The sequence below is a fragment of the Anabaena sp. FACHB-83 genome (genome assembly GCF_014697485.1).
Taxonomy (GTDB): Bacteria; Cyanobacteriota; Cyanobacteriia; order Cyanobacteriales; family Nostocaceae; genus Nostoc_B.
The window spans coordinates 128,900-141,266 of sequence record NZ_JACJRY010000008.1; the positions used below are offsets into that span (position 1 = coordinate 128,900).

The following is a 12,367-nucleotide window of genomic DNA, read 5'->3' on the forward strand; positions in this document are numbered from 1 at the left end:
ATGAATACAGAAATTGCCTATCCATTCCAAATTGATGACAGCAGTCGCCGCATTGCCAACGCCTCCCCCGACGACCATATCCGCCAAATGATTGAGCAACTACTATTTACCATGCCAGGGGAACGCGTCAACCGCCCTACCTTTGGCAGTGGGTTAATGCAGTTGGTGTTTGCTCCCAATAGTGACGAAATGGCAGCAGCTACTCAGTTTCTTGTCCAGGGAGCATTACAACAATGGCTGGGTGATTTAATTCAAGTGGAAGCTTTACAAGTTACAAGTGAAGAATCTACCTTACGAGTGGTTGTACAGTACATTATTCGTCGCAATCAAGAACGCCAAGTAGCCCAATTTGAGCGAGGTGGAGTGGGATGAGTGACATACAACTTGATGATTTCTCCCGCAACTTGCGAAGAGATAGGATTATTTCTCATCCTCAACAAATTGGTCTGGATTATATTCAAGTAGAAACTAATCCTCTACAGTTGAGGCTCTATTTTCTGCCTGGGGTAGAGACTAAGTACAATTCTCTATCCCAAATCACAGCCGCCAATATTCGCATTACCAGGGGTGCAAACGTCACAACTAACTTACAGGTACAGAGTATCACCCATAGTTCTCCTAACATCCTGCAAGTCCAACTCCTACAGGTGCAAGACAGACAACAAGACACATCTGCATCAGGAAACTTCCCGGTTTATACCCTAGAGTTAATCAATGTAGCGCACCTCGATCCATTCTTCTCCCAGGCGAATTTCTCCCTAGAAGTCGATAAACCTAGTCCTTTCGATCCATTGCGATCGCTCCCCAGTTTACCAGAGCCACCCTCAACCTTAGAAATTGATTATCTAGCTAGAGATTACAGCAGTTTTCGCCAGTTAATGCTTGACCGTTTATCGGTCGTCATGCCCCAGTGGAAAGAACGCCACCCAGCAGATTTAGGCATCACCTTAGTAGAAATTTTAGCCTATGCAGGCGATCGCCTCAGTTATTACCAAGATGCCGTAGCAACAGAAGCTTATCTGGGAACAGCAAGACGACGCATTTCCATTGGTCGCCACACCAGGTTAATCGACTACACCATGCACGAAGGCTGTAATGCTCGTGTCTGGGTGCAAGTGCAAGTCAACGATGAAGTGACTCAACCAGGACTATTATTACCAGCCAGAACTAAATTAATCACTAAAAGCACCAACTCATCCCCAGGAGTAGCCATTACTCCGGCTGAGTATGAAAAATTATTATTCCAGCAAACCCAGGTATTTGAAACAATTTACCCCCTCACCGTCTTTAGCGAACTCAACCAAATTAATTTTTATACCTGGGGAGCCAGGGAATTTTCCTTGCCTCTAGGGGCTACCCGTGCCACATTACAAGGGAATTTGACCAACTTAAAGGCAGGGGATGTACTGATTTTGGAGGAAATTCAAAGTAAAACCACAGGTAATGCCCCTGACCCCAAACATCGCCACGCGGTACGCTTAACTAAAGTCACTCCTCAACAAGATACACTCTTTGCTCAAGAGATTACTGAAATTGAGTGGCATCCTGAAGACTCTTTACCATTCCCCTTAGACATTGCCATTTATCAAGACACTCAATCTCTAGAAAACATGAGCATTGCCCAAGGTAATATTGTACTGGCAGAGCATGGCAAAAGAATTACCGCCGAGACACTCCCACCCGTACCCCAAACCGGACGCTATCGCCCACAACTGCAAAACATTGGCTTGACACACGCCGTTGTTTATGAAGTGGTGAAGGGAAAAGAACAGTCAGCAAATCAAACCCTGACCCAAAACCCTGATGCAGCCACACCGATGATCGAGATCCATGAGGAGAAATCTGATAGGATTTGGTGGGCAAGACGTGATTTATTGAATAGCGATCGCTTTGCTAATGATTTTGTGGTGGAAATGGAAAGTGATGGTATTGCCCATTTGCGTTTCGGGGACGGAGTGCGGGGCAGAAAACCAACTAGCCAAAATCAATTAATAGCAAACTATAGAGTCGGCAACGGTGTACAGGGTAATGTCGGACATGATGCGATCGCACATATTGTCTGCGATGCTGAAATCGGAAAAAAGATTATACAAGTGCGAAATCCCTTACCAGCACAGGGAGGTACAGAACCCGAATCTATTGATCAGGTACGGCTGTACGCCCCAGAAGTGTTTCGGAATCAACAGCAACGCTGTATTACGGCGGCGGACTACCAAAAAGTTTTAGCACGTCACCCACTAGTGCAAACAGCCGCAGTTACTATTCGTTGGACTGGTAGTTGGAACACTGTCTTTATTGCGGTGAAAGGTCGGAAAAATCAAACTATCGACGAAACTTTTAAAGCCACGTTGCGGCAATTTATTGCACCCTACCGCCTTGCTGGCTATGACTTAGAAATTACTGCACCGCAATTTGTCCCTTTAGATATTGCCTTAACAGTGCAAGTAGCACCGGGATACTTTGCCAGCAGCGTCAAGCGGCTGCTATTGGAAACCTTTAGTAACGTAGACTTGCCCAATGGTAAGCGTGGTTTTTTTCATCCAGACAACTGGAGTTTTGGTCAACCAGTTTACGTAAGTCAAATTGTCAAGACAGCAATGGAGTTACCAGGAGTTGTGCAAGTAGAGATGCCAATTAAGCGGTTTCAACGCTGGGGTTCGCCTAGCGGAAACGAAATCGAGACAGGAAAAATTGCGATCGCGCCTCTGGAAATTGCTCGTCTCGACAATAACTTAGATGCGCCAGAAAACGGCAGAATTGAGTTTAATTGCAAGGGTGGCTTATGAATAGTTCAGATGTCAGTTCAGAGCAACCTACTAATTACAATCCCCCTGGATTAAGTGCCTTGGCTTACCGCATAGGCACTCACCCCAGCTTCTTTCAACGTCTATTGGCAGGTTTACCAACCCAAGAAATTCCCCAGAGTCCCGACACACAAAAGCCACAACATCCCCTACATAAACTAACTACACAACATCTTGATGATCCTGCGATCGCCCTCCTTGATGCTTGGGCAGTGGTTGGAGATGTCCTGACGTTTTACCAAGAGCGAATTGCTAACGAAGGATATCTGCGAACAGCCACTGAAGACCGCTCCATTTTAGAATTATCGCGTACAGTTGGTTATAAACTCAATCCTGGGGTTGCTGCTAGTACATACCTAACTTTTACCGTCGAAGATGCACCAGGTTCAGCCCAAGAAGTTACAGTTCCTGCTGGCACAAGGGTGCAGAGTATTCCCAAAGCACCAGGAGAACTTCCCCAGACCTTTGAAACTATTGCAGAGATAAAAACACGAGTTGAGTGGAATAGCCTCAAGCCCGATATTTCCCCAAAATTCGACACGCCAAAATTTGATCAAGACACAACTGAACTAAGTTTACAAGGAACAAATACTAGACTTCAGCCCGGCGATCGCATTTTAATTATCAGTGATACAGGGGGTGATAACACTGCTCCTTTGCCTGTTTCACCTGATCCCAATGCAAATCCTCCCAAGCGTGAATTTAGATTTTTCTTAACTTTGGAATCTGTAGAAACTGATGCCCAAAACAACTTTACATTGATTCGCTGGAATAATAACACAAAACAAACACTACCAGCAGTGTTAGTAAATGCAACACACAGTTCCGCTAATAATCTGCAAGTATTCGCCTTTCGACAGCAAGCATCGCTTTTCGGTCATAATGCTCGCGACTGGAGTGAATTATCCCCGGAAATTAAACGCAAATATAGCCCTAGTCAGTTTGGTAGCGAAACTATTAATTGCACTGGCATAACTATAAGAGTAAATAATGATGCAGTCTTCACCACATCTATTAACAAAGGTGATATTATCACAGTTGCTAATCAATCAAAAACCGTAGTTAATATTTCTGAAAATAAAAAAATAATTACAGTTGATTCTGGCTTTATTCCTAACCTAGATAACATACAAGGTTTTATTTACAATAAAGCAATATCGGAATGGAGTAAATTTAGCATTCAATCTTCACAAATTGACTTGAATGCCTTATATCCAAATGTTTTACCAGGAAGCTGGGTGCTGTTAAATCAGGATGAATCATCTGAACTTTATCAAGTTGAAAATAGCTCTACTGTTTTCCGCTCAGATTTTGAATTAGCAGGAAAAGTTACCCGAATAAATGTTACAAGTAGCAATGGTTTAGAAAAGTTCGATTTACGTAAAACTACTATTTTTATTCAAAGCGAACAATTACTACTGTTCAAAAAACCGCAAGAATTACCATCAATTAAGCGGCAAAATCCACTGATTAAACTAGCGCAGTCAATACCTCCACTAGAACCTGGACGCACAGTCATCATCAAGGACAAAACTAATACCGAAATTGCTTTTGTTGGCAGTATGGATGACTCTCAATCTCTTACATTGAGCTATGACCTCCAGCATGATTACGATACTGCAAGTATGACTATTTATGCCAATGTTGTCCCAGCCACACACGGTGAAACTGTAGAAAAAGAAGTCCTTGGTAGTGGTAATGGCGGGCAAGCTAACCAAAGATTTAAGCTGAAAAAACCACCTTTAACTTATGTCTCGGAAGCTACAGCCAGTGGTAGCAAAAGTACCTTGCAAGTCTATGTGAATAATGTACTATGGCAAGAAGTTATATCTCTAGAAGAGCAAGATGCCCGTAGCCAATGCTACATTGTACAAATTGACGACCGAGGCGAGTTTACCATTATCTTTGGTGATGGGATTCATGGTTCTCGCTTACCCAGTGGGCAAGAAAATATCATTGCCACTTATCGTAGTGGTATTGGTCAAGTTGGAGAAGTCAAAGCAGGTTCTTTGATACTGCTGCAAAACCGACCTTTAGGAATTCGGGATGTCACTAATTTGCATGATGCCACAGGCGCAGGCGATCGCGAAACCTCTTTACATATCCGCGATAACACTCCCCGCACCGTCCGCACACTAGATCGGATTGTTTCTTTACGAGACTTTCAAAACTTTACTCAAAGTTTTGCTGGTATTGGCAAAGCTCAAGCCGTCATTCTCTGGACAGGACAAACAAAATTAATACACATTACTATTGCTGCTGATGATGGTCAACAAGTTGAATCTAATTCTGCACTTTTTACCAACCTGAAACAAGCAATTGTTTCTAATATGAGTAATCCATTACAATTTGTGGAAATTCAATCCTATGAGCCGTTGTACTTTAACATAGAAACAACAGTATGGATTGACCAACGTTATCAGGAAAATAGTGTCAAGCAGATTATAGAAAGTACACTCAATCAAACATTTAGTTTCGCCAAACGTGAATTTGGACAAGCAGTGGCCGCTTCAGAAGTTATTGAAATTATCCAAAATATCGCGGGTGTATTAGCAGTTAATTTGGATTTTCTTTACTTAACATCTGACAATAAAACCAAACCAATTCCTTCATCTCTAGAAGCAAAAACAGCCTCTTGGAATGTAAATAAAAAACAAGCTTTGCCATCTCAGTTATTACTAATTAACCCTCAAGGCATAACACTCAAAAAAGGCTCATGAATCAGTTAGAACGTCTTTATCATCTCCTCCCGTCTATCTATCGCCAACGAGATTTGGCGCAGGGAGAACCGTTGCGGGCTTTACTTGCAGTTATGGAAAGCCAACTGCGAACAATTGAGGCCGATATTGATGGGCTGTATGAAAACTGGTTCATCGAAACCTGTGATGAGTGGGTGGTTCCTTACATCGCAGACTTATTGGGAATTGAGGGTTTAAATGATGAAAAAAGTCTGTTGTGGAGTCAACGGTCATACGTTGCCAATACAATTGCCTATCGTCGCCGCAAGGGTACTCCTGCCATTCTAGAAAATATCACATTTGATGTCACTGGCTGGAGAGCTAAGGTAGTAGAATTTTTTGAGCTACTCAGTGCTACCCAAAATATCAATCATATCCGTCTGGGTAAAGGCACTACTATCGACATCCGTCAGCAAGCAAACTTAGAACAGTTAAATTCGCCGTTTGATGCGATCGCTCATTTAGTGGATATACGTCGCATCAGTCCAGATGGGATAAAATCTGAGCAATCCTTCGCGGCGATGCGCGGCAAATACAACATCTCGAATCTAGGCTTGTTTGTCTGGCGACTGCAAAGTTATCCAATTACCAACAGTCCCGCTTACCCTGTGAAAGATTCAGCAGGAGAAAAAATTATTGGGTATACCTTTCACCCCCTTGGCTATCAGACAACTTTATTCAATCGACCCCAAACCAAAACCGAAATTACTCAATTTGCTGAAGTAATTAACTTACCTGGTGCGATCGCTCAACAAGCATTTGCAGTCGATTTAAAAGCATATCAACAGCAATACAAAGACGCACGACCAGACCAGCAACCACCAGACAGCCAATATTACGGCCCTAATCGCAGCTTCAACATCTCAAATATCTCACCGATGCAGCTGGTGAGTATGGATTTAAGTAACTGGCAAAGTCCCGAATCAGGTAAAGTCGCTGTAGATGTCAAATTGGGACGAATAGCTTTCCCGATCAACGAACCACCAACCCAAGCTGTGAACGTTAGCTACTGCTACAGTTTTAGTGGTGACATTGGTGGCGGCCCCTATGACCGCCAGCCAACTTTAGCAACGAATGATTCTATTCCCTGGTACTGTGTCGTTAGTCAAGATGGGAAAAAGTTGCAGGATGCTTTACGAGAATATTTAGCTCAAAACAATCCATCTGGCATCATTGAAATCGCTGATAGCCAAGTGCATGAACTCACTGAACCAATCATCCTGAAAAAAGCCGGTCGCTTGACGATTCAAGCAGCCAACGGAATGCGCCCTATCATTAGTTGTGGTAAAAACCCGTTAGTTTTCAAGGTTGCAGATAACAATCCCGATGCCGCGTTGACCTTCAATGGAATACTAATTGATAGTAAAGTCAGCATTCAAACAGGGTTGAAACTGAACATCATTCACTGTACTTTGATTGGTGGAGTGCAGGTAGAAAAATCAAAACAGAATATTTCCAGTTTGCAAATATTTATCTCTCATAGCATTGTCGGTGCTTTACAATTGCCAGAGCAGATTGTCAGTTTAACAGTACAAGACAGCATCATAGACAGCATTTTAGAGGATGTATCTAGCTTGAGAAAAGCTACAAATGATGCAACTATAGATACAAACAAATTGCGTAATAATGCAGATTTAGATTATGCGATCGCTACCAACACCGCAGACGACAAATCTCACCCCCGCACCACTTTAGAGCGAACTACAATCTTTGGTAAAGTTAACCTCCACGAACTCACACTAGCATCTAATGTGATATTTACAGCACCTGTCACGGTGAAAAATTGCCAAACAGGTAGTGTGCGCTTCAGCTATCTGCCAGAAGATTCCCAAACTCCGCGCCGTTACTGCTGTCAGCCTCTGGATGGGAGTAATGGCGATCGGCAAATCAAACCCCTATTCACCTCTGTGCAGTATGGCGATCCAGGATACGCCCAACTAGCACTAGCTTGTCCGCCAGAAATTGCCACAGGTGCAGACGATGGCGGTGAGATGGGTGCATTTCATCTGCTTCACCAACCTCAACGCACCGCTTATCTTCGTCTCAGCTTAGAAGAATATTTGCCTGCTGGCTCAGAATCTGGAATTTTCTATATCTCTTGAAGTTATTAAAGGAAATATTATGAAAGGCGATTTTTCTCGGTTTACCTTCAATCCCCAAAAACGTTTCAGCCGCGTGTTGATGCAACAAGGGCGCGTCCAACTAGATGCAGATTGGAACGAACAACTTGATATTACAGAGCATCGAATTGCTGCTGAAATCACCGATTTCATCGGTCAGAGTGGCGCACCAGAAAAGTATGCTGGATTTGAGATCACAGCAATTAATGAGCCAAAAAATCTCAAAATTGGTGCAGGGCGATACTACGTTGAGGGTATGCTTTTTGAGAATGACCAGCCTGTGCTGTTTACTGCTCAATCAGACTATCCAAGTGCAGAACTTCCAAAAGAAGAAGGTATTTACTTCGCTTACCTTGATGTCTGGCAGCGCCACGTCACAGCACTGGAAGATCCAGAGATTCGGGAACCTGCTTTGGGTGGGGCTGATACGGCCACGCGAGTCAAGAATGTTTGGCAAGTAAAACTCCAAAAAGTGGGCAACAATGCAGACAAAAGCTTTTTCGCTCCTCCTGACTGGAAACCTAGCTGGGAGAAGCCTCTAGGTAAATTATCAGCGATCTTAGGAGCGGGAGCAAACCTAGAAAATCAACTCTACCGTGTGGAAATTCATACAGGCGGTACGCTCAGTCAAGCTACGTTTAAATGGTCGCGGGATAATGGCTCAATTGCTACCCATGTTGAGAAAATTGTCGGTCAGGAGATTACCGTCAGTCGTCTAGGACAAGATATTCAAACGGCATTTGCAGCAGGTAACTGGGTGGAGATAACTACTGAAAAGCAAACTCTCTCTGGTGAACCTGGACTTTTAGTAGAGTTGGCATCTGTTACAGCAAACACACTGACTGTGAAAGAGTGGACAGATCGCACAGCACCAGATTATGACCCATCAATGATAGTACGGCGTTGGGATTCTGGCGAGATATCGGTGTCAGATTCTTGGAGGACGCTGGAGAGTGAGATTAAGGTCAGGTTTGAAAATCAACTTCAAGACAGAAGTTTCGCTGAGTATAAAACAGGCGACTACTGGTTAATTCCAACTCGCAACCTGACTGCCAATAACGAATGGTCTAGTAACAAACCCCAATCACCACACGGAATTTTACATCGCTACTGTAGTTTAGCCTTGGTGGAGTACAGAGGCGGTCAATTTACTGTGAAGGATGATTGTCGTGTCATCTTCAAACCCTTAACAACAGGTTTGTTGAGCAAAGGCGGTGACACCATGACAGGATCACTGACAATTGATAAAGACCTCTATGTTACTGGCAAAGTTGGTATTGGAACAAAAAATGTAGGAGGAGCTAGGTTAACTGTAGAGACACCTAATGACTACGATGGAAGTACTATCCAGTTTGAAGCTAAAAAAGAACCTAATTTGTACAATTTGAGCTTAAATACATCCGTAACCGACAGTAATGTTAGGTGGGTCTTTAATCAAACGAACAATTCTCAACTATATAACTCAGTTCTTGTATTTAATAAAGGTAATGTTGGCATCAGCACAACCAATCCGCAAAGCAAGCTGGCTGTGTCAGGAGGAGTTGCGATCGGCTCAAAAAACTATGTGGAAACAACTGTTGCACCTAATAATAGTTTGCTAGTTGAGACGTACATCGGCATTGGAAAGATGGGAAATTGGAGCTTGCAAACAGCTAGTTACACAAGCGTGAAAGGTGGTATCGTACCAATTAAAGGTATAATAATAGACGGAGCCAGTAATCTCTATATCTGCACTGTTTTGGGAAGCTCTTTCTATAACGGGGTTTTGGACTTGTTACTTCCACGCCCTAAACGATGGGCTGTATCAGTTTTACCAGCATGGTCTTTAGATATTACTAACATAGCAAGAAATCCAAGGGCATCGATAATTGGAGGAGCAACAGGAATAGAAGTTGTGGAATATGGTAGGGGTGAAGATTTCCCATCGGAAGCAAACTGGATAGATGGGGATCTAGATTATATAAGCGGATATCGCTATTGGCAATTAAAAACAAACACTCAACCAAAAGGAATAATAATAGTTATTATTTCATCCATATAGCAATTATCAGTGAGTCATAAAAAGATACTATATTTATTCACAGCAGGATAAAACATTAATTCTCATCTGACCAAGAAAGTTAATGCTTTCTTAGTGCTGAACAGCCAACTCTAATAATTGTATTATCTTCTCTTAATTTCACATGAGACAACAACTCGAAAAACGCCTTCAATCTCTTAAGGATGAATTTTCAGAAAAGCAAGCAAACTTAACAGATTTAGAGGCTAAACAGACAAATCTACAAAACACTTTACTCCGCATTAGTGGTGCAATTCAGGTACTACAAGAAGAACACAGTAAGATAAGCGAAATATTAGAAAATGCCAGCGAACCACCTGAAGAGATTAATTCAGAAACTGGATTCATCAATCAAGATTTAACAGTCAGTAATCAGATAAAAGCACAGCTAGAGCAACGTCTTCAATCCCTCAAATTAGAGTTTGAAGATGGTCAAAGAATATTAGCAGATTATGAGATGAAACAGGCAAATCTGCAAACTACCTTACTCCGTATTAGTGGAGGAATTCAGGTACTAGAAGAAGAATTAGTTCAATCCAGCGAAACTTCTCACATTCCCAAATCTCTTGCGGTTTGAGGTAATCTTGGTGTAATAGTGCTACATAAGTAATGATAATGATGCACCGTATTAATGAATGAAATACCAAATTCCACCAAGGTGATTTCTCCCAGGATTTGGAAAAAGACAAGGTTATCGGAATAATACAATAAGGCAAAAATCACAAGAAAGAATAGTGATACCACAAGCCTTTTAGCAATTTCTGATGGTCACTGAGCGTACTTGTACTAAGCGCAGGCTATTTTTATCAGCTTTTTCTTAACATTCAACACTTCTTCTCTGACTGATATCAAGTTCTCAGACTCAGGGATGATGAGGATTGATTCAATAAATTGGCAAAATCAGACTATAAATAGTGATATCTCAGTGATATGCAGCAATTACAAGGAATAAGGTCATGATTAAATCATGGATGATCATTGGTGGCGTAGCAATATTGGTGGCTTTAGGTGCTAATTTAATTCAACCACGCGATCGCCAATGGTTCAGACGCTTACAAAGACCGAGATGGCTAACTTTTGAAGCCGCAATTCCGGTCATTTGGAGTGTAATTTTTATTTGTGGCGCTTGGTCAGCTTATATTGTCTGGGAAACTAACCCAGGAACAACATCTACTTGGTTATTGATGAGTTTATATTTAATTTTAGAAATTGCGATCGTTGCCTATACACCCGTAATGTTTTGGTTGCGAAGTCTGCAAGCAGGCACAATTATTGGTGGTACAGGCTTTATTATTGGTCTGATATTAACTGGGGCTGTCTTACCTGTCTCCGGTTGGGCAGCATTGTTATTAGTACCCTTTTTACTATGGAGTCCCATTGGTACTTATACCACTTGGCAGATGCAGAGTCTCAATCCGCAAGATGTCTGAGTGTCAAACCTGCGGTTGATTTCACCCCTCCCTTATCTTGTCAAACTGGCAGTGTATAACTTGACAAAAAGTCAGGAAAAGGGTGAATATATGCTTTCATCTGGCTTGTGAATTGAGGGATAGTGTGGTTTAGTCATGGTTGTTAATTAACCGCAGATGGACGCGGATGAATTATTTACACCATCTCAAACTCTAACTGATGACTTTGGCGAAAATCATGGGTGAAATGATCTACTACATTTGTATCAGCCAATTCTAAATTATAAAAATCGACAAATCCATGATCAAAATAAGGGCCAGCGTGCCAAGTTCCTTCATTTAATTTAATAAAACAATTCCCTGGAATCTGAAAAGCAGCTATTTCTGATACAACTGGTTCATCTAATTCATTATGGGGAGGACACACGGCAATGAACCAATCTTTGCCTTCTAATGAACCTAAACATTGAGTGCATTTTATATGACGAGTAATTTTATTAAATTTACGTCCGCGCTTTTCTAGACGCATAATATAAAATCTTGGGGTGCCATTTTGCAGATTTAATTGAGCATCTTCCGCATCAAAACCTTTACCATCTTTACTAGCAAAAATTACCTGCCCATAACGCTGGAAATTTTCGGGGGTAATTAATTCTGCTTTTAATTGTTGGACTGTTTGGGATGTACTCATATTATTAATCAATTACCAGTCTAATTCTTTGGGAATGAGTGATTTAGGAATTAACGAAGCTTGGATTTCTTGATCTGAAGGTCTTGTATACCACCAAGCCCAAGCGATTAACACTGCTTGTAATGGCAATCTAATTGCTTGAAGCCAAGGGGAATCTGAGTATGGTATGGTTTCAATTTTAATATGATTAACTGCCATGTTGATATTGGCAGGAAAAACAGCAATAAATAGCAGCACTAGCCCCCAAGCTGCTGCTTGACTTACAGGCGGAACTAATAACCCAATACCACCTAAAATCTCATAAAAGCCACTCAGATAAACTAACCCTAAAGGATATGGCAGTTGTGGCGGCATGATTTTAACGTAAGGTTGCGGTACTGCAAAATGTGTAATACCGACGATGATGATTGATATTGCCAAGATGACACGAAAGAGTTCCTTACGTCTGTTCATGGTTTCGCCTGATTTTGTCCTTGCGCTTACCACTTCAGTTTGCTGATCTGATGTGAATTTGTCTTCAATCAATGGTAAGAAACATCACGCAGG

The 12,367-nt window shown here is 41.9% G+C and carries 9 protein-coding genes; 7 read left to right on the forward strand and 2 right to left on the reverse strand.

Going from position 1 to position 12,367, the window contains the following annotated elements; genetic code table 11:
- The 7 genes from H6G79_RS12610 to H6G79_RS12640 all read left to right on the forward strand — a co-directional run bounded on the left by H6G79_RS12610 (position 1) and on the right by H6G79_RS12640 (position 11,151).
- Positions 1–372, forward strand: coding sequence for a GPW/gp25 family protein (locus H6G79_RS12610; protein WP_190591056.1), 372 nt, complete (start codon positions 1–3; stop codon positions 370–372).
- Positions 369–2,786 carry a putative baseplate assembly protein gene (locus H6G79_RS12615; RefSeq protein ID WP_190591057.1) on the forward strand — a complete coding sequence of 806 codons (2,418 nt, stop codon included), beginning with the start codon at positions 369–371 and terminating at the stop codon, positions 2,784–2,786. Before H6G79_RS12610 ends, H6G79_RS12615 begins: the two co-directional genes overlap by 4 nt.
- Complete coding sequence (locus tag H6G79_RS12620; protein WP_190591059.1) at positions 2,783–5,524, forward strand: putative baseplate assembly protein; 2,742 nt, start codon at positions 2,783–2,785, stop codon at positions 5,522–5,524. The genes H6G79_RS12615 and H6G79_RS12620 overlap by 4 nt, the downstream gene beginning before the upstream one ends.
- On the forward strand, positions 5,521–7,644 hold the full coding sequence (locus H6G79_RS12625) for a phage tail protein (RefSeq protein WP_190591061.1): 2,124 nt from the start codon (positions 5,521–5,523) through the stop codon (positions 7,642–7,644). Before H6G79_RS12620 ends, H6G79_RS12625 begins: the two co-directional genes overlap by 4 nt.
- Before the next feature lie 19 nt (positions 7,645–7,663).
- Entirely contained in the window at positions 7,664–9,703 is a 2,040-nt protein-coding gene (locus H6G79_RS12630) for a DUF6519 domain-containing protein (RefSeq protein WP_190591063.1), read from the forward strand.
- A 142-nt stretch (positions 9,704–9,845) separates the two neighbouring features.
- Complete coding sequence (locus H6G79_RS36325; protein ID WP_199333991.1) at positions 9,846–10,298, forward strand: hypothetical protein; 453 nt, start codon at positions 9,846–9,848, stop codon at positions 10,296–10,298.
- Between the two features lie 379 nt (positions 10,299–10,677).
- Positions 10,678–11,151: a TspO/MBR family protein gene (locus H6G79_RS12640; protein WP_190591064.1), complete on the forward strand. Its 474-nt coding sequence runs from the start codon at positions 10,678–10,680 to the stop codon at positions 11,149–11,151.
- Positions 11,152–11,326: 175 nt separating this feature from the next.
- Here H6G79_RS12640 and H6G79_RS12645 read toward each other — a convergent pair whose 3' ends face one another.
- Complete coding sequence (locus H6G79_RS12645; protein WP_190591065.1) at positions 11,327–11,821, reverse strand: ureidoglycolate lyase; 495 nt, start codon at positions 11,819–11,821, stop codon at positions 11,327–11,329.
- 12 nt (positions 11,822–11,833) lie between these two features.
- Positions 11,834–12,274 (reverse strand): DoxX family protein, encoded by a 441-nt coding sequence (locus tag H6G79_RS12650; protein WP_190591066.1) that lies wholly within the window; start codon positions 12,272–12,274, stop codon positions 11,834–11,836.
- Positions 12,275–12,367 lie beyond the last annotated feature (93 nt).